Genomic DNA, 20,765 nt, shown 5'->3' on the forward strand with positions numbered 1-20,765 from the left:
AAACTGACCACCAGTGGTCGACGACAACCGTCCGGACGGCGGCGAGCAGCCCGAGGACAGCACCACCCTTGCCCAGAGCGGTCACCGGGTCGAGCTCATCGAGCTCGAGACCGAGATGCAGCGCTCCTACCTCGACTACGCGATGAGCGTCATCGTCTCGCGCGCCCTGCCCGAGGTCCGCGACGGCCTCAAGCCGGTGCACCGCCGCGTGCTCTACGCGATGTACGACGGCGGCTACCGGCCCGAGAAGGGCTACTACAAGTGCGCCCGCGTGGTCGGCGACGTGATGGGCAACTACCACCCGCACGGCGACACCTCGATCTACGACACCCTGGTCCGCCTCGCCCAGCCCTGGTCGATGCGGATGCCGCTGGTCGACGGCAACGGCAACTTCGGCTCCCCGGGCAACGACCCGGCCGCGGCGATGCGCTACACCGAGTGCAAGATGATGCCGCTGGCGATGGAGATGATGCGCGACATCGACGAGGAGACCGTCGATTTCGCCGCCAACTACGACGGCCGCCAGCAGGAACCCACCGTCCTGCCCTCGCGCATCCCCAACCTGCTGGTCAACGGTGCCACCGGCATCGCGGTCGGCATGGCCACCAACATCCCGCCGCACAACCTGCGCGAGGTCGCCTCCGGCGCGCTCTGGGCACTGGAGCACCCCGAGGCCTCCAACGAGGAGCTGCTGGAAGCCCTGATCGAGCGGATCAAGGGCCCCGACTTCCCGACCGGCGCGCTGATCGTCGGCCGCCGCGGCATCGAGGACGCCTACCGCACCGGCCGCGGCTCGATCACCATGCGCGCCGTGGTCGAGGTCGAGGAGATCCAGGGCCGCCAGTGCCTGGTGATCACCGAGCTGCCGTTCCAGGTCAACCCGGACAACCTCGCCCTGAAGATCGCCGACCTGGTCAAGGACGGCCGGATCGCCGGCATCGCCGACGTCCGCGACGAGTCCTCCTCGCGCACCGGCCAGCGCCTGGTCATCGTGCTCAAGCGGGACGCGGTCGCCAAGGTCGTGCTCAACAACCTGTACAAGCACACCGACCTGCAGACCAACTTCGGTGCCAACATGCTGGCCCTGGTCGACGGCGTGCCGCGCACCCTCTCGCTGGACGCCTTCATCCGGCACTGGGTCGCCCACCAGATCGAGGTCATCGTCCGCCGGACCACCTTCCGGCTGCGCAAGGCCGAGGAGCGCGCCCACATCCTGCGCGCGCTGCTCAAGGCCCTCGACCAGATCGACGCGGTGATCGCGCTGATCCGCGCCTCGGAGAGCGCCGACGCCGCCCGCACCGGCCTGATGCAGCTGCTGGAGATCGACGAACTCCAGGCCAACGCCATCCTCGAGATGCAGCTGCGCCGCCTGGCCGCCCTGGAGAGCGCCCGCATCCTCAGCGAGCACGACGAACTCCAGGCCAAGATCAACGAGTACAACGCGATCCTCGCCTCGCCCGCCCGGCAGCGCGAGATCGTCTCCGAGGAGCTCACCGCGATCGTCGAGAAGTACGGCGACGAGCGGCGCTCCACCCTGATCCCCTCCGACGGCGACCTCTCCATCGAGGACCTCATCGCCGAGGAGGACATCGTGGTCACCATCACCCGCGGCGGCTACGTCAAGCGCACCCGCTCCGACCTCTACCGCTCGCAGAAGCGCGGCGGCAAGGGCGTACGCGGCGCGCAGCTGAAGCAGGACGACATCGTCGACCACTTCTTCGTCACCACCACGCACAACTGGATCCTGTTCTTCACCAACAAGGGCCGGGTCTACCGCGCCAAGGGCTACGAGCTGCCCGACGCCGGGCGCGACGCCCGCGGCCAGCACGTCGCCAACCTGCTGGCCTTCCAGCCGGAGGAGCACATCACCCAGGTGATGGCGGTGCGCACCTACGAGGACAAGCCGTACCTGGTGCTCGCCACCCGCGGCGGCCTGGTCAAGAAGTCCCCGCTCAAGGACTACGACTCGCCGCGCTCCGGCGGCCTGATCGCGATCAACCTGCGCCAGGACGAGGAGGGCCGGGACGACGAGCTGATCGGCGCCGAGCTGGTCTCCGCCGAGGACGACCTGCTGCTGATCTCCAAGAAGGCTCAGTCGATCCGCTTCAAGGCCACCGACGAGGCACTGCGCCCGATGAGCCGGGCCACCTCCGGCGTCAAGGGCATGTCGTTCCGCGAGGACGACGAACTGCTCTCGATGAACGTGGTCCGCCCGGGGACGTACGTCTTCACCGCCACCGACGGCGGTTACGCCAAGCGGACGTCGGTCGACGAGTACCGTGTCCAGGGACGCGGCGGATTCGGTATCAAGGCTGCGAAGATCGTCGAGGGCCGGGGCTCGCTGGTCGGCGCCCTGGTGGTCGAGGAGACCGACGAGATCATGGCCATCACGCTCTCCGGAGGAGTGATCCGGACCAGGGTTTCCGAGGTTCGTGAAACCGGACGTGACACCATGGGCGTCCAACTGATCAACCTCGGAAAGCGCGACGCGGTGGTGGGCATGGCCCGCAACGCGGAGGCCGACGAGGAGGAGGGCGCGGACCTCGACGCCGAGGCGACCGGGACCGCGACCGCCACCGAGCACGAGGCGGACGGCACGCCCGACCAGGGCTGACGCGCGACCGCGACCGTGGTGCCCGTTCCGCTTCCGGCGGGGCGGGCACCACGGGTTGACCGCAGGCCAACCGGGCAGGCGGAGCGAGCACAACACGGACCAGGCGGTTCGATCGGCCTGGCGGACGGTTCGGGAGGACCACGGTGAGCGGAGCCACGGGTGCTGGAGGTGCCACGGGCGGCCTGTCGGGCGGACCGGGCGGGACACCGTACGGTGCACCGCAGCGCCCCGAGAACCCCGCCGCGTCCACCTCGGTGATGCCCCAGGCCGGCCAGCCCGGCTACGGCGGCCAGAACCCGCCGGCCCCCAGCGGCCCGCCCGGCTTCTCCCAGCCCACCACGTACGCCAAGGGCCAGAACACCCCGGCGCGCGGCACCCGCACCGGCCCGGGCCCCCAGGGCGGCGCCCCCGGCGCCCAGCGCCCCGCACCGGGCGCCGCCGGCGGTGGCGGCGGTGGCGGCGGTGGCGGCACCGCCCGGGTCCGCAAGGCCCGGCTGCGGATCACCAAGGCCGACCCCTGGTCGGTCATGAAGGTCAGCTTCGTGCTCTCGCTGGCCGTCGGCGTGATCGTCATCGTCGCCTCCGCGGTGCTCTGGATGACCCTGGACGGCCTCGGCGTCTTCGACTCGCTGACCAGCACCCTCAAGGACGTCACCGGCAGCGACAGCTCCGGCGCGTTCAACCTGATGGACTACATCGGGTTCGGCAAGGTCATGATGTTCACCACCCTGATCGCGGTGGTCGACGTGGTGCTGATGACCGCGCTGTCCACCCTCGCCGCGTTCATCTACAACACCGCGGCCGGTTTCACCGGAGGCGTCGAACTCACCCTCGCCGAAGAAGACTGACCCCACGTCAGTTCGCGGAATTCCCCGGGCCCCGAAGGCTGTTGAAGCCTTCGGGGCCCGTCGCCGTCCCCGGCGGCAATCGGGTGACCGGGCGGCGCGCCGGGAGAGGCCGCACCGCCCCCGCATGGACAAATGAAAGCCACGAACGAGCACGGGGCCCACCGGCCGCGACAGCGGACACCGGGCGGCCCGGGACGGGTACGGCCGGTCGAGAGGTGTCCGTGATGGCGGAGAACGCACAGCAACTGGTCCGAGCGCTCGAAGGCCTGATCGGCCGTCGGCTCCCACTGCGACTACGCATCTGGGACGGCTCCCAGGCCGGCCCGCCGGGCGCCCCCACCCTCGTCCTGCGCAACCGCCGGGCCCTGCGCCGCCTGATCTGGGCCCCCGGCGAGCTCGGCCTGGCCCGCGCCTACGTGGCCGGCGACCTCGAACTCGACCCCGGCACCGATCTCTACGAGGTGCTGGACGCCGTCGCCGCGTTCGCCGAGGACCCGGACATCCGCGCCCTGCGGCTCGGCCCGCGCCGGCTCCTCGCCGCCCCCGGCCGCCGCCTGCTCGGCACCGCCCTGCGCCTGGGCGCGCTCGGCCCGGCACCCACGCCCCCGCCCGAGGAGGTCCGGAGCCGCCGCGGCCCGCTGCACAGCCGCCGTCGCGACCGCGCCGCGATCAGCCACCACTACGACGTCGGCAACGACTTCTACGGGCTCGTACTGGGCCCCACCATGGTCTACTCGTGCGCCTACTGGGCCCCCGGGGCGAAGAGCCTGGAGGACGCCCAGGAGGCCAAGCTCGACCTGATCTGCCGCAAGCTCGGCCTGCGCCCCGGCATGCGCCTGCTGGACGTCGGCTGCGGCTGGGGTTCGCTGGTCCTGCACGCGGCCCGCCACTACGGCGTCCGGGCGGTCGGCGTCTCCATCTCCACCGAACAGGTCGCCCTGGCCCGTGAGCGGGTCGCCGAGGCAGGCCTGGCCGACCGGATCGAGATCCGGCTCCAGGACTACCGGGAGATCCCCGACGGGCCCTTCGGCGCCATCTCCAGCGTCGGCATGGCCGAACACGTCGGCTCGGCCCAGTACCTGGTCTACGCCCGCCACCTGTACGACCTGCTCGCCCCCGGCGGCCGCCTGCTCAACCACCAGATCGCCCGCCGCCCACTGGACCCCGGCGAGAAGTACCAGCTCTCCCCCTTCATCGACCGCTACGTCTTCCCCGACGGCGAGCTCTCCCCCGTCGGCGCCACCGTCTCCCGCCTGGAGGAGGCGGGCTTCGAGGTCCGCGACGTCGAGGCCCTCCGCGAGCACTACGGCCGCACCCTCCGCGAGTGGGTCGCGAACCTGGAGGCCCACTGGCCCGACGCCGCCGCACTGGCCGGCCGTGGCCGGGCGCGGGTCTGGCGTCTCTACATGTCCGCCTGCGCCCTCGCCTTCGAGCAGAACCGCATCGGCATCAACCAGATCCTCGCCGTCCGCCCCACCCCCGCGGGCGCCTCCCGCCTCCCCGCCACCCGCGCCCAGTGGCTCGCCGAGGCCGCTGAGCAGCGCCGTCCGGCGGGGCCCGCGGATACGGATTTGGGAGATCGGCCATCGGTCCGCTAATCTTTCAGTGCGGCAAGGGCCTATAGCTCAGACGGTTAGAGCGCTTCCCTGATAAGGAAGAGGCCACAGGTTCAAGTCCTGTTAGGCCCACCGGCGCGAAGGCCCCGATCACCAGGTGATCGGGGCCTTCGACATTTTCCCCCACGAACGGCCGTAACCTCCGTCCGGCACCGCTCGTTGAAGTGGGTGCGCAGAGGCAACACAGGGTGAGCTGACTCGAAACTGATGTGAAGTCGGGGATAGCCGGGCGACAGACCCGGTCATTGGGTGACGTAGGACACAGCGCGACCTCTGCTCCGGCCGGCGGATGACCGGCCCCGCCCGCCCCGGGCGACTGGGCGGTTCCCACGTCATGTCTTCTTTCACCCTGTGAGGCATCCCCATGTCCATGGAAGCCGCGCTGCTCGAGTCCAGGACGCTCCGAAGCGGCCTGTGCGAGCGCACCGAAGTCCTCGACGAGGTCAAGGCCCTCGTCCTGCTGCCCGACGGGCTGCACGTCACCACGCGGATGGTCGCCGACTACTTCGGGGTCAGCGAGTACGCCATCCGCAAGATGGTCCGGCGTCACCGGCCGGAGTTGGAGAGCAACGGGTTCACCATTCGCAAGGCTGTGGACAACCTCGGGAACCAGAAGTGCAATCCGCACTTCTGGCAGGTCACGGGCCTGCGAAGCGGTCAGTCCGAGGCGGAGGCGGGCGATCCGATCGCAGGCCCTGTGGACAACCCCATGGACCAGAGGGACAAAGAGTCCCTCTGGCAGGTCAGCACCCCTGAAGCCCCCGTCGGCCGCCGCCCCCAGGGCGGCGGGAACGGCGTCGCGCTGTACTCCCGCCGCGCCGTGCTGAACGTCGCGATGCTGCTGCGGGACAGCGAGGTCGCCCGCGAGGTCCGCAGTCGCCTGCTCGACCTGGTCGAGAGCGCCGCCCGGCCTGCGGCCGAGCCGCCGGCCGTGCACCACCTGTTCCCGGCCCCGCCGTGGAAGCGGTGGAGCGAGCTGCGGTGGGACGAGGAGGAGGCGGTGCGGCGGGATCCGGCCGTGGCGGCCTGGCGGCGGCGGATCGACGGGCTGGAGCCCTTCGAGGGGTATCCGCCGGTGGGGGAGGAGCCGCCGGAGTACGGCTGCACCGCGGAGGACCTGCCGGGGGTGGTCGCCGAGCTGGCCGCCGCGCTCGGGTCGGTGGACCGGCGGCTGGAGGCGCAGGGCATGGTGATCACCGCGATCAGTGAGCGGGTCTCCCGCCAGGAGTCGCGGCTGGACGCCCACGGTGCCCGGTTGGATTCGTTGAGCGAGCACGTGCTGGCGATCCGGCGGGATGTCGCGCATCTGCGCAGGCGGCGTCGCGGCCAGGCCGGGTAGGCGGCGGGCCTTTCGAAGGGCCCGCCGGCGGTTCGGAACCGTTGGCGGGCCCGGGGCGTCGACAGTAGGGGAGGCAGCGGGCCCGCAGTCCGATGACCGTACTGGTGGGGAAGCGTCAAAGGCGCTTGCAGATCGGCCGGTTGGCGGTGGCGGGGGCCGCTTCTGAACCGGTTACCGGTGTGTATCATCGGCCCCAGGGCGGTCTTCAGCCTGACCGCTGGTTCGTACTCTTACATCCAAGCAAGCAAGAAGGACGAGGTCCCGCGGTGAAGAAGCTTCTCCTGGTCGCCCTGGTCGCCCTCGGCGGCTTCTTTGTCTACCGTCAGGTCCAGGCGGACCGCGCCGAGCAGGACCTGTGGACCGAGGCGACCGACCCGGTTCCGGCCGGCCGCTGAGCTGACGCACGAGTCTTCCTCGGACCGGCCTGCGGAGCACAGGCCGGGGCCGGTCCGAAACCCGCGTGGGGCGTTGCCCGGGAGCGGGTAGGCTAGTGCCCATTGCTCGGGGCCTTAGCTCAGTTGGTAGAGCGCTGTCTTTGCATGGCAGATGTCAGGGGTTCGACTCCCCTAGGCTCCACAGTCGTTGAACGGCCCCCGACCGGGGAAACTAAGGTCGGGGGCCGTTCTGCGTCCGGAGACTCCCGGCCGCCGGTGGGTTCGGCGTCCAGGGCGTTCAGTGCGGCTTGCGCGGGTCGTGCGGCTTGGGACGGTCGTCGTCGGCGGGCCGGGTGTCCGGCGGCGGGGTCGGCTTCGTGGCGGGGTCGGATGCCGAGGCCTCCGGCTCCTCGTGCGGGACGGAGCCGTTCATGGTGGCCCCGCCGACCGGGGTGCCGGTGGCGCTGCCGGGCCGGGTCGCCTCGGCTGTCGCGGGCGGGGTGGTGGCGGGCTCCGGGGGCTCGGTCAGCCATTCGGGGTTGTTCTGCTTGCGGTACCACTGCCAGACCAGCACGCCGGCGCCGATGGCGATGGTGCCGGCCACCGCGAGGCCGGTCGTCCAGCTGTTGCAGCGCTTCTTCTTGGCGTTCTTGGCGGCCAGGCTGCTGATCTCGGCGGCGCTGACGTTGCCGTGCAGCGCGGTGATCGCGGCGGCGCCGCGGGCCTGGGCCTCGTGGGCGAGCGGGACGACGCTCTCCTTGGCGGCCTGGAAGGTCTCGGCGACCTTGGGGGCGACGTTCGTCCGGGCCTGGCAGGCGGCCTGACCGGCCGACAGCTTGGCGGCGAGCGCGGCCTCCTGGGCCCGGTGGACGGCCTTCAGGGCGGCCTTCTGGGTCTCCGGGGGGAGGCTGAAGAAGGCCTGCTCCAGGTGTGGTGCGACGTGCTTGACGTACTGCACCCGGGCGGCGTGCGCGGCCTGCCCGGCCCCGTTGCGGGCCTGTGCTCCGGCTGCCGCGGCCTTCGGGCCGAGCGCCTCCAGCTTGGGGCCGAGCACCTGCTTGGCCTCCTCGGCGTAGTGCAGGGCGGCTTCCTTCGCGGAGGCGGCGTAGGGCGCGACGGCGTCCTTCGCCCGTGCGGCGGTCTCGCGCGCGGTGTCCGTACGGCTCACGGGCTTCTCCTTCTCGGCGGGTGTCCGGTGTTGTCCGGTATGCACCTTTCCACCTGATAGGAGATCATGCATCCCGCTTCTTTGCCGAGCACCTTCGGCTGAGCCGTCTGCGGCGATCATGGGATGATTCCTCGGATAGTCAGCTAGAAAGACAGGAAGGTACTCCCGTGGCCGAGGAACTCATCGCCACCCTGAAGACCAACCGCGGCGACATCGTGGTCAAGCTCTTCCCGAACCACGCCCCGAAGACCGTGGCCAACTTCGTCGAGCTGGCGGAGGGCACCCGCGAGTGGAAGAACCCGGAGACCGGCGAGGTGGCCGCCAAGCCGCTGTACGACGGCACCGTCTTCCACCGCGTGATCGACGGCTTCATGATCCAGGGCGGCGACCCGCTGGGCAACGGCACCGGCGGCCCGGGCTACAAGTTCGCCGACGAGTTCCACCCGGACCTGTCGTTCGACCGTCCGTACCTGCTGGCCATGGCCAACGCCGGCCCGGGCACCAACGGCTCGCAGTTCTTCATCACGGTGGCCCCGACCATCTGGCTGAACCGCAAGCACAGCATCTTCGGCGAGGTCGTGGACGCGGCCAGCCAGAAGGTCGTGGACGCGATCGCCACCACCGCCACCACCAAGCCCTACGACCGCCCGGTCCAGGACGTGGTGATCGAGTCGGTCGTCGTCTCGCGCGGCTGATTCGGATCCCTGCCGCCCTGCGGGGCGGCGCCGCGCGTTCCGGCGCGCAGTAGCCTGGACGGTCCCGGTGGTGCCCCGTTTCGCACGGCGGCGGCACCGGGACCGTTTCGTTGATGGAGGGACAGCGCCGATGCTTCCGGAGGAGCCCGTGCGGCCGACGCCCGTGGACGGCCAGGAATCCGGGCTGCCCCGGTGTCCCCGCCACCCCGAGCGGGAGACCGGCGTGTCCTGTGCGCGCTGCGGGCGGCCGGTCTGCCCGGAGTGCATGGTGCCCGCCTCGGTGGGCTTCCAGTGCCCGGACTGCGTGCGCGGCGCGGCCGAGCGGCAGCCCCGGCAGCGGACGGCGTTCGGCGGGATACTGGCGCTCGGCGACGGTGCGCTGGTCACCAAGGTGCTGATCGGCCTGAACCTGCTGGTGTTCCTGCTGACCGAGTACGTGTCCAGGCAGTGGCAGGTCAGGCTGGGTCTGGTCAGCTGGGCGCCGTTGCCGGGGCTGAGGTTCGGCATCGCCGACGGGCCGCAGGAGTGGTACCGGCTGGTGACGGCGATGTTCGTGCACGGCGGGCTGCTGCACATCGCGACCAACATGTTCTCGCTCTGGGTGCTCGGGCCTCAGCTGGAGCGGGTGCTCGGCCGGGTGCGGTTCCTCGGCCTGTATCTGGTGGCGGGCATCGCCGGCAACGCGCTGTCCTTCCTGCTGTCTCCGCCGCATGCGCAGCTGTTCACGGTCGGCGCGTCCGGGGCGATCTTCGGGCTGCTGGGGGCCACCGCGGTGCTGTTCCGGGTGAACCGGGTGCCGATGCAGCCGGTGATCGCGCTGCTGGTGGTGAACCTGGTGATCACCTTCTCGCTGAGCAGCATGATCGACTGGCGGGCGCACGTCGGTGGTCTGGTGGCGGGCACCGTCATCGGCGCGGGCATGATGTACGCCCCACGGGCGCACCGGAACCTGGTGCAGGGGTTGACGGCGGCCGCGGTGCTGGCCGTGAGCCTGGGTCTGGTGCTGCTCGGGATGGCCCGTCTGCCCGGCTGATCCGCGGGTGGCAGCGGCCGGGCGTGAGCTGTCCACAGGTGGTGGGCGGTGGGGCGTGCCGGGCGATTGGATTTCCCTGATCTACGCGCGTTATCCTGCTGCGTTGCGAGTTATCCACAGGCATGGGGAAGTTTTCCCCAGTGTGGACAACCCTGTGGATAAACGTTCGGACGCTCCGTGACCGGCCGACTCCCGGGCAGGCGGCCTCCGGGCAGGCGACGCCCGGGCATGCCGAACACCGCCCCGGCCCGGAGGCCGAAGCGGTGCGGGGCACGCATCAGGCCGAGAACCGCCCGGCGGGCGGCACCGGCCCTACTTCCACTGCGTGGAGACGGCGAAGCCCGCCGCGATGAAGCCGAAACCGGCCAGGATGTTCCAGTTGCCCCAGCTCTGGACCGGCCAGGTGCCGCTGGTCACGTAGTAGCTGACGATCCAGGCCAGGCCGATCAGGAACAGCACCAGCATCAGCGGTGCCACCCAGCTCCGGCCGGAACTGATCTTCACGGCGGTCGCGGAGGTCGGCGGCGGCGTGTAGTCGGCCTTCTTGCGGAGTCGAGACTTCGGCACGAGGGGCTCTCCTGTCGATGCGCTGTGACCGCGCAGGTGGTCAGTGGGGGCGGGTGGCACGTGTGGACCGGTCCGTACGGTCGCGGAGCTCCGCACATGCCACCGGCGTCCGTTAGCGTAGTGGCTCGCCGGGTCTGAGGGAGATAAGGGTACGGTGCCTGATTCCACGAATTCTTCGCCGAGCCCGGTCGCGCGCCCGCGCCGGGGCCGAATTGTCGGACGTGCCCTGACCTGCACCGTCTTCTCGATGGCCGGGTTGCTGTTCTACGTGAGCGCACAGACCGCGCACGGGACCGACCTGCGCACCGACAACTCGCTGCTGGGGCTCAGCGACGTCATACAGCAGCGCTCCACCCAGAACCAGCAGCTCCAGGAGCAGGTCGCCGCCGACCAGGACCGGGCCGACGGGCTGGCCCGCGAGCAGGGGCAGAGCCCGGACGACGCGGCCCGGCTGACCGCGCTGCAGCAGGCCGCGGGGCTGGACGCGCTGCACGGGCCGGGGCTGACCGTCACGCTGGACGACGCCCCGCCGAACGCCACTGCCCGGATCCCGGGCGTTCCCGAGCCCGGGGTGAACGACCTGGTGATCCACCAGCAGGACATCCAGGCCGTGGTGAACGCGCTGTGGCGCGGCGGCGCCGAGGGCATCCAAGTGATGGACCAGCGGCTGGTCTCCACCAGCGCGGTGCGCTGCGTCGGCAACACCCTGCTGCTGCAGGGCCGGGTCTACTCCCCGCCGTACGTGATTCGCGCGGTCGGCCGGACCGACTCGCTGCGTGCCGCGGTGGACGCCGACCCCACGATCCGCAACTACCTGGGCTACGTGGCCGCCTACGGGCTGGGCTGGAAGGTCCAGGAGAGCAACGAGCTCAGCCTGCCAGGGTACGCCGGATCGATCGATCTGCGGGCCGCCTCCGCCCAGTAGGCCGCCACGGCGGCCCGTTGCGCCGATACCCGCCTGAGGCAGGCGGGTGGGCGTCTACGCTTGAGCCGACCCGAGCATCGAGGAGCACCATGTACGGCTGGATCTGGCGGCATCTTCCGGGCCCCGCGCCGGTTCGTGCGCTGATCGCCCTGCTGCTCGTCCTCGGGGTGGTCTACGTCCTGTTCCAGTACGTGTTCCCGTGGGCCGAGCCGCTGCTCCCCTTCGGGAACGTGACGGTGGACCAGGGCGCCGGCGGCTGAACCGGCTCCGGCTCCGTCCGCCCTTCGACGCACGCACACCCCAGGAGTTAGCGATGACCTCCGCCGGCCACCCGCCCCGGATTCTCGTGGTCGACAACTACGACAGCTTCGTCTTCAACATCGTCCAGTACCTGTACCAGCTGGGTGCGGTCTGCGAGGTGGTCCGCAACGACCGGCTGACGGTGGCTCAGGCCAGGGTCAGGGACGGCGAGGAGGGCTACGACGGGGTGCTGCTCTCCCCCGGGCCCGGGACGCCGGAGGAGGCGGGGGTGTGCGTGGAGATGGTGCACCACTGCGCGCGAATCGGGCTGCCGCTGTTCGGGGTGTGCCTGGGGCTGCAGTCGATCGCGGTGGCGTACGGCGCGGTGGTCGGCCGGGCGCCGGAGCTGCTGCACGGCAAGACCTCCTCGGTGGTGCACGAGGACGGCGGGGTGTTCGAGGGTCTGCCCTCGCCGCTGACCGCCACCCGCTACCACTCGCTGGCCGTCGAGCCGGAGACGGTGCCCGCCGAACTGGTGGTCACCTCGCGCACCGAGAGCGGGGTGATCATGGGCCTGCGGCACCGTGAACTCCTGGTCGAGGGCGTCCAGTTCCACCCGGAGTCGGTGCTCACCGAGGGCGGGCACCGGATGCTCGCCAACTGGCTGGCCGAGTGCGGGTTCCCGGAGGCGGTGGGCCGCTCGTCCGGCCTCGCCCCGGTGATCGGCCGGAGCTGACCCGGTGACCGCCGTGCGCCCGGAGCGGGGCGTTCCCGAGGAGATGGGCGAGCCGGACGGCTGGGGTGTCTACGAGCCGGCCCCGGAACAGACCCTGCAGCTGCGGCTGCCGCCCAACGGGCCGGATCCGGCCGCGATACCCGGGCCGGGTGCCCGGGCCGGACAGCGGCGCGCCCAGGGCCCGGTGGGGCTGCGGGCGGGCACCGGTCGGCGGCGGGCGTCCGGGCGGGCCTCCGGCCCGCGTCCGGCGCGGCCCAAGGAGCGCAAGCGGGTGGTGCTGGCCCGGGTGGTGGGGGAGCTGTTCATCACCCTCGGCCTGGTGATGCTGCTGTTCGTCTCCTACCAGTTGTGGTGGACCAACGTGGTGGCCGACAACGCCGCCGACGCCGCGGGCAAGAAGCTGGAACAGCAGTGGAAGCAGCCGGCCGCCCCGTCGGCCGACGGCGCGCCGCCGGTACCGGCCAAGTTCGAACCCGGTCAGGGCTTCGCGATCATCCACATCCCGAAGCTGGACCTGAACTACCCGATCGCCGAAGGCATCAACAAGCAGCAGGTGCTCGACAAGGGCCTGGTCGGCCACTATCCGGGCACCGCGATGCCCTCCGACCAGACCGGCAACTTCTCGGTCGCCGCGCACCGCACCACGCACGGCCAGCCGTTCCGGGAGATCGGCAAGCTCGCGCCGGGCGACAAGATCGTGGTGGAGACGGCGACGTCCTACTACACCTACGAGGTGGCGGGCGGCATCCCGGAGACCCCGCCGAGCAACGTGACGGTGATTCAGCCGGTGCCCAAGGGTTCGCCGTTCACCGGACCGGGCCGCTACCTGACCATGACGACATGCACGCCGGAGTTCAGTGCCCGGGGAAGGCTCATCGTCTTTGGCAAGATGGTCGACGAACGGCCGAGGAGCCAGGGCCAGCCGGAGGCGCTGACCGGGCAACACTGAGCAGCGAGGCACGGCACCATGGGCACAACCGATCTGGGCGGGCGACGGCGCGGAGGGGTGGCCGCGGCCCTTGGTCTGGTGGGGGAGCTGCTGATCACCCTGGGGCTGGTGCTGGCGCTGTTCGTCGGCTACTCGCTCTGGTGGACGGACGTGGTGGCCGCCCGGGCCGCGAGCCGGCAGGGGGACAGGCTGCGGCAGGCCTGGAGTGCCCCGGCGGTCACCTCGCCGGGGTCCGACGCCCCGGCCCCCGCCCCGGAGTACGGGGCGGGGGATGGTGTGGGCTTCCTGCACGTGCCGGCGTTCGAGAAGGACGACCGGACGACGCTGATCCGGATGGGCACCAGCACGGACGTGCTCAACGAAGGCGTCGCCGGGGTGTACGAGGAGCCGTACCGGTCGGCGATGCCGTGGGACGCCGAGGGCAACTTCACGATGGCGGCGCACCGGGACGGGCACGGCGCGAAGTTCCACGACCTGGACCGGCTCTCCGAGGGCGATCCGGTGGTGGTGGAGACCCGCGACGACTGGTACGTGTACCGGGTCGCCGGGACGCTCCAGCAGACCTCCAAGTACAACGTGGGTGTGGTCGCGCCCGTCCCCGAGGGCTCGCCGTTCACCGGCCCGGGCCGGTACCTGACGCTCACCACCTGCACGCCCGTGTACACCTCGCGCTACCGGATGGCGGTGTGGGCCAAGCTGGTCCGGGTCGATCCGATGGACGCCCACCGCACCCCGCCGCCCGAGATCCGCTGACTCACCGTCAACGCGAAGGGGCCGCACCGTCCTTGGACGGTGCGGCCCCTTCACGCTGTGCGGTGCCGGTCAGGGTGTGGCCGGCGTCTTGTCGCCGGCCCTGGTCCAGAGCTTGACCGGGATACTCGGGTCGACCGGCTGGTTGGACGGCGGGTCGCTCCCGATCACGATCGCGTTCTCGTCCTGCGGGCCCGACACGACCACCGAGTTGAGGCCGAGCTTCTGAAGGTCCGCGACGACCTGCTTGTAGGTCTTGTTGGCCACGATCGGCATGGAGACCTTGTCGGCCAGCTTGCCGACCGTGAGGGTGACCTTGGTGCCCTTGGCGACCTGGCCGCCCTTCGGGTCCTGGCCGATGACCTGGCCGACCTTGGCCTGCTCGGTGGGGCCGACGACCTTGGTGACCACGTTCGCCGTCAGGTTGAGGTCGGCGAGCGCCTGGGTCGCGTTGTCCTGGGACTGGCCGATCAGGTTCGGCACGGTGACCTTCTGCTGGCCGGAGGAGACCACCAGCGTGACGGAGGTTCCGGTCGCGGCCTTGCCGGTCACCGACTGCGAGATGACCTTGTCCTGCTCGACCTTGTCGTCGTTGCTGTAGTTGACGGTGACCGTGAAGCCCTTGCCGGTCAGCGCCGCGGTGGCGGCGTCCTTGGTCTGGCCGGTGACGTCGGGGACGTCGATCTGGGCGGGGCCGGAGGACAGGTGCACGGTGATCTTGCCGGTGGTGGCGATCTCGGTGCCCGCGGCCTGCTCCTGGGTGCAGACCTGGTCCTTCTGGATCTTGGTGTCGGGGCAGGCGATCGGGTCGCCCGTGGCCACGGTGAGCGAGCTGTTCTGCGCCTTCGCCGCGGCTTCCGCGTCGGGGAGCGTCTTGCCGATCAGGTTCGGGACGGTGGTCTTGGCGTTCGAGCCGCCGGTCTTCACCATCGACTGCACCACGAAGAACGCGCCGACCAGGACCAGCACCGCCGCGACGGCGAGGATGATCCAGGAGGTGTTGCTCTTCTTCGGCTGCTCCTCGCGCCGCCGGCTGCCCCGGCCCTCGTAGCCGTCGTCCTCGTAGCCGCCGCCACCGTTGCCGTCCTGGTAGCCGCCGTACTGCGCGGGCTGCTGGTGGCCGACCGGCGGCAGCATGGTGGTGGGGCCGCCCTGCTGGGGCAGCATGTTGGTCTGGCCGTACGGGTCGTACTGCCCGCCCTGGTCGTATCCGTAGCCGGCCGCGCCCGCGCCGTAGGCGGCCTGCTGGGCGGCGGCGACCGGGAGGCCGTCGAGGAAGCGCTCGATGTCGTCGCGCATCTCGTCGGCGGACTGGTAGCGGTAGTCGCGATCCTTGGCGAGCGCCTTCAGCACGATCGCGTCGATCTCGGGGCGCACCTCGGGGTCGTACGCGGACGGCGGGGCGGGCTCCTCGCGCACGTGCTGGTAGGCCACCGCGACGGGGGAGTCGCCGACGAACGGCGGGCGCACCGTGAGCAGTTCGTACAGCAGACAGCCGGTCGAGTACAGGTCGGAGCGGGCGTCGACGGTCTCGCCCTTGGCCTGTTCGGGGGAGAGGTACTGGGCGGTGCCGATGACCGCGGAGGTCTGGGTCATCGTCATGCCGGCGTCACCCATCGCGCGGGCGATGCCGAAGTCCATCACCTTGACGTTGCCCTGCCGGGTCAGCATGACGTTGGCGGGCTTGATGTCGCGGTGCACGATGCCGGCGCGGTGCGAGTACTCGAGCGCCTGCAGGATGCCGATGGTCATCTCCAGCGCGCGCTCGGGCAGCAGCCGCCGCCCGGTGTGCAGCAGTTCGCGCAGGGTGGAGCCCTCGACGTACTCCATCACGATGTACGGGATGGAGATCCCGTCGATGTAGTCCTCACCGGTGTCGTAGACGGCGACGATGGCGGGGTGGTTGAGCGAGGCCGCGGACTGCGCCTCGCGGCGGAACCGGGCCTGGAACGAGGGGTCGCGGGCCATGTCGGTACGGAGGGTCTTCACTGCGACCTGGCGGCCGAGCCGGGTGTCGTGGGCGAGGTACACCTCGGCCATGCCACCGCGTCCGAGGACGCCGCCGAGCTCGTACCTGCCGCCTAGGCGACGAGGCTCTTCCATATCTCCGACCCTCTCCCCCACCGGTCGGTGAGGATATGACGTAGTGTCCCCGCACGCTCTGTCTTGACGCGGCCGCCGCCGCGGTGGTTTCACGGTGCCGGCGTCCGCAGTTGGTCGCCGCGGACTGGCTGCGGGTACACCCGCTGCTGGCGGATACGCTACCGGGCGAACCTGACCCGCCTGGTGCAGGCGGCCAGCTGAGACCAGACCGGTATCGACCCGGACCGTCCCATTGTGACAATTCCGGCCACCGATCGAGGATCGATGGCCGGAATGTGACGGATACGACCGACCTACTTGCCGAGCGCCGCCTGCATCATCGACTTGGCGATCGGCGCGGCCAGCGAGCCGCCGGTGACCTCGCGCGCCTCGCCGCCGCCGCCGTCCTCGACCACCACCGCGACGGCGACCTGCTTGCCGTCCTGGCCCTTGGCGTAGGAGACGAACCAGGCGAACGGCGGGCTCGAGTTGTCCTGGCCGTGCTGGGCGGTGCCGGTCTTGCCGCCGACCGTCACGCCCGGGATCTTCGCGTTCTTGCCGGTGCCGTTCTGCACCACCGACTCCATCAGCTGCTGGAGCTTCTGCGCGGTGGCCGGCGAGACCGCCTGCGACATCTGGTGCTCGGTGTGGGTGGAGATCACGTTCCCGGCCGAGCCCTCCTGGGCGACCAGGTAGGGCTCCATCAGCGAGCCGTTGTTGGCGATCGCCGCCGCCACCATGGCCATCTGCAACGGGGTGGCCCGGGTGTCGTGCTGGCCGATCGCGTCCATCGCGGTGCCGTCGGGCTTGGAGTTCGACGGGAAGTGGCTGGCGTCGGCCCGGATCGGGATGTTCACCTCTTTGTTGAAGCCGAACTTCTCGGCCTGCGCCCGCAGCTTGTCGCCGCCCAGCTCGGCGCCCATCTTGCCGAACACCGTGTTGCAGGACAGGTCCATCGCGTGCTGCACGCTGGCGTTCCCGCAGTCCTCGGTGGGGCTGGCGTTGATCAGCGGGGTGCTGGTGCCGGGCAGGATGTACTGGTCCGGGGTGTCGGTGAGGTCCGACGGCTGCTGGTACTTGCCGGTCTCGAACGCGGTCGCCGCGGTGACCAGCTTGAAGGTCGAACCGGGCGGGTAGGTCTCGCGCAGCGCCCGGTTCAGCAGCGGCTTGTTCGGGTCGGCGTCGAGCGCCGCCTTGGCCTTCTCGTCCTCCTTGGTGCCGCCCGCGAAGGTGCCCGGGTCGTAGGACGGCGTGGAGACCAGCCCGAGGATCGCCCCGGTCTTGGGGTCGATGGCGACCGCGGCGCCCTTCTTGTTGCCCAGCCCCTCGAAGGCCGCCTTCTGCACCTTGGGGTCGATGGTGGTGACCACGTCGCCGCCCTGCTTGGGCTTGCCGGTCAGCATGTCCAGGGTGTTGCGGAAGAACAGCCGGGAGTCGGTGCCGGAGAGGATGCCGTCCTCCAGCTTCTCCAGCTGGGTGGCGTCGTAGGTCTGCGAGGAGTACCCGGTGACCGGCGCGTACATCGGTCCGTCCGTCCAGGAGCGCTTGTACTTGTAGCGCAGGCCGTTGACGAAGTCGGACTTGGTGACGGCCTGGCCGCCGACGATGATGTTGCCGCGCGGGTAGGCGTACTTGTCGTACTTGGTCCGGTCGTTGTGCGGGTTGTTGGCCCACGCCGAGGCCTGCACGCCCTGCACCCAGTTCACCCGGAGCATCAGGGCGAGGATCAGGACCAGGCAGAAGACCGACACCCGGCGGATCGGCTTGTTCACGAGGTCGCTCCCCTGCTCTCGTCCGGTGCGCCCGGGCCGGCGGCCCCGAGCCGCTCCGGTCCGGCCGGTTCCGGGATGGCGGCGGCCGGTTCGACGGCGGGCCGGCGGGCGGTGTCGCTGATCTTCAGCAGGATGGCGATCAGGGCCCAGTTCGCCACCACGGACGAACCACCCTGGGCGAGGAACGGCATGGTCATACCGGTCAGCGGGATCAGGCCGGTGACGCCGCCCGCGACCACGAAAACCTGCAGCGCGAACGCCGAGCTCAGGCCGACCGCCAGCAGCTTGCCGAACGGGTCGCGGGCCGCCAGCGCGGTGCGCAGACCACGCTGCACCACCAGCCCGTAGATCATGAACAGCGCCATCAGGCCGGTCAGGCCCAGCTCCTCGCCGAACGAACCGAGGATGAAGTCGCTCTTCGCCGCGAACTGGATCAGCCAGCTGCGGCCCTGCCCGAGCCCGGTGCCGAGGGTGCCGCCCGAGCCGAGCGACATCAGGGTCTGCCCGATCTGCTCCGAGGACTGGGCGGGCGGCTTCGGTGCGAACGCCGCCATCGGGTCGAGCCAGGCGTTGATGCGGGTCTTCACGTGCGGCTCGGCGGAGGCCACCACGGCCGCGCCGCCGAGCGACATGGTCAGACCGAAGACGATCCAGCTGGTCCGTTCGGTGGCGACGTACAGCATCACCACGAACAGGCCGAAGAACAGGAAGGAGCTGCCCAGGTCGGTCTCGAACACCAGGATCAGGATCGACAGCAGCCAGACCACCACGATCGGCCCGAGGTCGCGGCCGCGCGGCAGGTACAGGCCCATGAACTTGCGGCTGGCCAGCGCCAGGGCGTCCTTCTTGACCATCAGGAAGCCGGCGAAGAACACCGTCAGGATGATCTTGGCGAACTCGCCGGGCTGGATCGAGAACGAGCCGATGCGGATCCAGATCTTCGCGCCGAAGTCCTCCTCGCGGGACGGGAAGAAGGCCGGCGCGGCCAGCAGCACCAGCGCCACCACCATCGAGATGTAGGTGTAGCGCTGCAGGATCCGGTGGTCCTTCAGCAGGATCACCACGCCGATGAACATCGCCACGCCGAGCGCGGACCACATCAGCTGGTTCCCGGCCGCCGGGAAGTTGTTGCGCAGCAGCTTGCCGGCCTTGTCGAGCCGCCAGATCATCACCACGCCGAGCCCGTTCAGCAGCGTCGCCAGCGGCAGCAGCAGCGGGTCGGCGTACGGCGCGAACCGCCGCACCGCCAGGTGCGCGCCCAGCGCCAGCACGCCCATGCCGAGCCCGAACTTCAGCATGCCGACGGGCAGGCTGCCGTCGATCGCCAGGCCGACGTTGGCGTACGCCAGCATCGGGATCGCGAGGGCGAAGGCCAGCATCAGGAGTTCGGTGTTGCGCCGGTTCGGGGGGGCGCCCGCCGCGGACCGGCCGACGGCACGGCGCCGCCCGGTGGTGGGCGTGCTGCCGTTGCTCACGTCGAATGTGCTCATGCCTGTGAAAACCCCCGGGTTCGCCCGCGGCCTACTGCCCGGAGCAGGACACGGCGAGCTGCTGCTCCTGCTCGGTCAACGGCGGGGCGGACGGCGTGGCGTCCCCGGTGGCCGGGGCGGCCTTGGACTCGGCGACCTTCTTGCAGACCTCCGCCTGCGCGCGCAGCGTCTCCACCTGCTTCCGGGCGTCGTCGAGGCTGCTCGCCTGGATGTTCTTGGCGACCTGGTCGCGCTGGAACGCGGGCAGGTACTTCAGTTCCACGTCGCCGTACTGCTGGTAGACCGAGCTGAGCTTCAGGCCGGCCAGGTTCTGGTCGAGGCCGCGGTAGACGGCGAGGTGGCCGTTCTCGGCGCCCACGTAGTACTGGTTCTGGTTCCACTGCCAGGCGAAGAAGCCGCCGCCGCCGAGCACCGCGAGCACCAGCACCCCGATCAGGGTGAACTTCAGGCCGCTCTTCTTCTTGCGCCGGCTCGGCGGGGCCTCGCCCTCGTACGGGTCGGGGCCGCCGTACTCGCCGCCGTCGGCGGGCGGGAAGCCCGCCGGGTCGCCGTAGCCGCCGGGCTGGTCGTAGCCGCCCTGGTAGCCCTCGGCGGGGCCGAAATCACCGGCCGGGGCGCCGTAGCCGGGCTGCTGGTCGTAGCCGCCCTGGTAGCCCTCGGCGGGCCCGAAGGCGCCCTGCGGGGGCTGCGGGGCGCGGCCGAGGCCTGCCGCGCGACCGGCGGGGGTGTCCAGCAGGTGCGGGTCGTGCATCGGGTGCGGCTGGGTGTCGGCGACCGCGCCGACCACCTCGGGGGCCTGCGTGACCTGCCCGCTGAGGGTGTCCGTGGCGCCGACGTCGATCACGTCGGCGACGATGCAGGTGATGTTGTCCGGGCCGCCGCCGCGCAGCGCCAGCTGGATCAGCTCCTGGACGGTCTGCTGCGGCGCGTAGTAGCTGCCGAGCGTCTCCTCCAGGGTCTGGTGGCTGACCGGGCCGGACAGGCCGTCGGAGCAGATCAGGTAGCGGTCGCCGGCCCGGACCTCGCGGATCGACAGGTCGGGTTCGACCTGGCCGCGGCCGTCGAGGGCGCGCATCAGCAGCGAGCGCTGCGGGTGGGTCTCGGCCTCCTCGGCGGTGATCCGGCCCTCGTCGACCAGCCGCTGCACCCAGGTGTGGTCCTGGGTGATCTGGTCGAGCCGGCCGTCCCGCAGCAGGTAGGCGCGGGAGTCACCGATGTGCACCTGGCCCATCCGGTGGCCGTCCCACAGCAGCGCGGTCAGGGTGCAGCCCATGCCCTCCAGCTGCGGGTCCTGCTCGACCATCTGCCGCAGCCGGTCGTTGGCGGTCTGCACCGCGTCGCCCAGCAGGGTCAGCAGGTCGGCGCCGGGGTGTTCCTCGTCGAGCCGGACGATCGACCCCAGCACCTCGGAGGAGGCGACCTCACCGGCCGCCGCCCCGCCCATGCCGTCGGCCACCGCGAGCAGCCGCGGCCCGGCATAGCCGGAGTCCTCGTTCCCCTCGCGGATCAGGCCCTTGTGCGAGCCGGCGGCGAAGCGCAGCACGAGACTCATGCTGTCCGGGCCCTC

At 70.9% G+C, this 20,765-nt stretch carries 18 protein-coding genes and 2 tRNA genes; 14 read left to right on the top strand and 6 right to left on the bottom strand.

Features of this window, described 5'->3' with window-relative positions; translation table 11 throughout:
* Positions 1–13: 13 nt before the first annotated feature.
* The 7 genes from gyrA to ACZ6R9_RS04630 all read left to right on the top strand — a co-directional run bounded on the left by gyrA (position 14) and on the right by ACZ6R9_RS04630 (position 6,993).
* Positions 14–2,614, top strand: a complete 2,601-nt coding sequence (gene gyrA, locus ACZ6R9_RS04600; protein ID WP_380480233.1) for a DNA gyrase subunit A — start codon at positions 14–16, stop codon at positions 2,612–2,614.
* Positions 2,615–2,757: 143 nt separating this feature from the next.
* Positions 2,758–3,462 carry a DUF3566 domain-containing protein gene (locus tag ACZ6R9_RS04605; RefSeq protein ID WP_465536501.1) on the top strand — a complete coding sequence of 235 codons (705 nt, stop codon included), beginning with the start codon at positions 2,758–2,760 and terminating at the stop codon, positions 3,460–3,462.
* Between the two features lie 224 nt (positions 3,463–3,686).
* Positions 3,687–5,060 carry a class I SAM-dependent methyltransferase gene (locus tag ACZ6R9_RS04610; RefSeq protein WP_465536503.1) on the top strand — a complete coding sequence of 458 codons (1,374 nt, stop codon included), beginning with the start codon at positions 3,687–3,689 and terminating at the stop codon, positions 5,058–5,060.
* A gap of 16 nt (positions 5,061–5,076) precedes the next feature.
* Positions 5,077–5,150: transfer RNA gene (locus tag ACZ6R9_RS04615), tRNA-Ile, on the top strand.
* Positions 5,151–5,442: 292 nt separating this feature from the next.
* Positions 5,443–6,417 (top strand): hypothetical protein, encoded by a 975-nt coding sequence (locus tag ACZ6R9_RS04620; protein WP_465536505.1) that lies wholly within the window; start codon positions 5,443–5,445, stop codon positions 6,415–6,417.
* A gap of 266 nt (positions 6,418–6,683) precedes the next feature.
* Complete coding sequence (locus ACZ6R9_RS04625) at positions 6,684–6,812, top strand: DLW-39 family protein (RefSeq protein ID WP_014137031.1); 129 nt, start codon at positions 6,684–6,686, stop codon at positions 6,810–6,812.
* 108 nt (positions 6,813–6,920) lie between these two features.
* A tRNA-Ala gene (locus ACZ6R9_RS04630) sits at positions 6,921–6,993 on the top strand.
* 96 nt (positions 6,994–7,089) lie between these two features.
* Here the strand turns inward: ACZ6R9_RS04630 and ACZ6R9_RS04635 are convergent.
* On the bottom strand, positions 7,090–7,959 hold the full coding sequence (locus ACZ6R9_RS04635) for a DUF5324 family protein (protein ID WP_465536507.1): 870 nt from the start codon (positions 7,957–7,959) through the stop codon (positions 7,090–7,092).
* 167 nt (positions 7,960–8,126) lie between these two features.
* Between ACZ6R9_RS04635 and ACZ6R9_RS04640 the strand changes: the two genes are divergently transcribed.
* Together ACZ6R9_RS04640 and ACZ6R9_RS04645 are read left to right on the top strand one after the other, a co-directional pair.
* Complete coding sequence (locus ACZ6R9_RS04640) at positions 8,127–8,654, top strand: peptidylprolyl isomerase (protein ID WP_465536509.1); 528 nt, start codon at positions 8,127–8,129, stop codon at positions 8,652–8,654.
* Between the two features lie 223 nt (positions 8,655–8,877).
* The gene (locus ACZ6R9_RS04645) at positions 8,878–9,687 is read left to right on the top strand and encodes a rhomboid family intramembrane serine protease (protein WP_465536511.1); all 810 of its coding nucleotides are present in this window, start codon (positions 8,878–8,880) and stop codon (positions 9,685–9,687) included.
* A 312-nt stretch (positions 9,688–9,999) separates the two neighbouring features.
* Here the strand turns inward: ACZ6R9_RS04645 and crgA are convergent, their stop codons facing one another.
* On the bottom strand, positions 10,000–10,254 hold the full coding sequence (gene crgA / locus ACZ6R9_RS04650; protein ID WP_380480219.1) for a cell division protein CrgA: 255 nt from the start codon (positions 10,252–10,254) through the stop codon (positions 10,000–10,002).
* A gap of 247 nt (positions 10,255–10,501) precedes the next feature.
* Between crgA and ACZ6R9_RS04655 the strand changes: the two genes are divergently transcribed.
* The 5 genes from ACZ6R9_RS04655 to ACZ6R9_RS04675 all read left to right on the top strand — a co-directional run bounded on the left by ACZ6R9_RS04655 (position 10,502) and on the right by ACZ6R9_RS04675 (position 13,857).
* Positions 10,502–11,179, top strand: coding sequence for a DUF881 domain-containing protein (locus ACZ6R9_RS04655; RefSeq protein WP_380480217.1), 678 nt, complete (start codon positions 10,502–10,504; stop codon positions 11,177–11,179).
* 89 nt (positions 11,180–11,268) lie between these two features.
* Positions 11,269–11,439 (top strand): hypothetical protein, encoded by a 171-nt coding sequence (locus ACZ6R9_RS04660; protein WP_014137037.1) that lies wholly within the window; start codon positions 11,269–11,271, stop codon positions 11,437–11,439.
* Positions 11,440–11,492: 53 nt separating this feature from the next.
* Positions 11,493–12,155, top strand: a complete 663-nt coding sequence (locus ACZ6R9_RS04665; protein WP_380480215.1) for an aminodeoxychorismate/anthranilate synthase component II — start codon at positions 11,493–11,495, stop codon at positions 12,153–12,155.
* A gap of 4 nt (positions 12,156–12,159) precedes the next feature.
* Complete coding sequence (locus tag ACZ6R9_RS04670; protein ID WP_465536515.1) at positions 12,160–13,104, top strand: class E sortase; 945 nt, start codon at positions 12,160–12,162, stop codon at positions 13,102–13,104.
* A gap of 57 nt (positions 13,105–13,161) precedes the next feature.
* Positions 13,162–13,857 (top strand): class E sortase, encoded by a 696-nt coding sequence (locus ACZ6R9_RS04675; RefSeq protein WP_465536516.1) that lies wholly within the window; start codon positions 13,162–13,164, stop codon positions 13,855–13,857.
* A 69-nt stretch (positions 13,858–13,926) separates the two neighbouring features.
* Here ACZ6R9_RS04675 and pknB read toward each other — a convergent pair whose 3' ends face one another.
* The 4 genes from pknB to ACZ6R9_RS04695 all read right to left on the bottom strand — a co-directional run bounded on the left by pknB (position 13,927) and on the right by ACZ6R9_RS04695 (position 20,750).
* Positions 13,927–15,957: a Stk1 family PASTA domain-containing Ser/Thr kinase gene (gene pknB / locus ACZ6R9_RS04680; protein WP_380480210.1), complete on the bottom strand. Its 2,031-nt coding sequence runs from the start codon at positions 15,955–15,957 to the stop codon at positions 13,927–13,929.
* Positions 15,958–16,250: 293 nt separating this feature from the next.
* Entirely contained in the window at positions 16,251–17,708 is a 1,458-nt protein-coding gene (locus ACZ6R9_RS04685) for a peptidoglycan D,D-transpeptidase FtsI family protein (RefSeq protein WP_380480208.1), read from the bottom strand.
* Positions 17,705–19,198, bottom strand: coding sequence for an FtsW/RodA/SpoVE family cell cycle protein (locus ACZ6R9_RS04690; RefSeq protein WP_380480206.1), 1,494 nt, complete (start codon positions 19,196–19,198; stop codon positions 17,705–17,707). Before ACZ6R9_RS04690 ends, ACZ6R9_RS04685 begins: the two co-directional genes overlap by 4 nt.
* Positions 19,199–19,229: 31 nt before the next feature.
* Positions 19,230–20,750, bottom strand: a complete 1,521-nt coding sequence (locus tag ACZ6R9_RS04695; RefSeq protein ID WP_380480204.1) for a protein phosphatase 2C domain-containing protein — start codon at positions 20,748–20,750, stop codon at positions 19,230–19,232.
* Positions 20,751–20,765: the final 15 nt, after the last annotated feature.

It is taken from the genome of Kitasatospora sp. NPDC048662, from assembly GCF_055587065.1.

Coding starts and splice junctions, on each gene's coding strand:
- ACZ6R9_RS04660 (WP_014137037.1), top strand. CDS start 11,269: ATGTACGGCTGGATCTGGCGGCATCTTCCGGGCCCCGCGCCGGTTCGT.
- ACZ6R9_RS04655 (WP_380480217.1), top strand. CDS start 10,502: ATGGCCGGGTTGCTGTTCTACGTGAGCGCACAGACCGCGCACGGGACC.
- ACZ6R9_RS04665 (WP_380480215.1), top strand. CDS start 11,493: ATGACCTCCGCCGGCCACCCGCCCCGGATTCTCGTGGTCGACAACTAC.
- pknB (WP_380480210.1), bottom strand. CDS start 15,957: ATGGAAGAGCCTCGTCGCCTAGGCGGCAGGTACGAGCTCGGCGGCGTC.
- ACZ6R9_RS04620 (WP_465536505.1), top strand. CDS start 5,443: ATGTCCATGGAAGCCGCGCTGCTCGAGTCCAGGACGCTCCGAAGCGGC.
- ACZ6R9_RS04610 (WP_465536503.1), top strand. CDS start 3,687: ATGGCGGAGAACGCACAGCAACTGGTCCGAGCGCTCGAAGGCCTGATC.
- ACZ6R9_RS04690 (WP_380480206.1), bottom strand. CDS start 19,198: ATGAGCACATTCGACGTGAGCAACGGCAGCACGCCCACCACCGGGCGG.
- ACZ6R9_RS04695 (WP_380480204.1), bottom strand. CDS start 20,750: ATGAGTCTCGTGCTGCGCTTCGCCGCCGGCTCGCACAAGGGCCTGATC.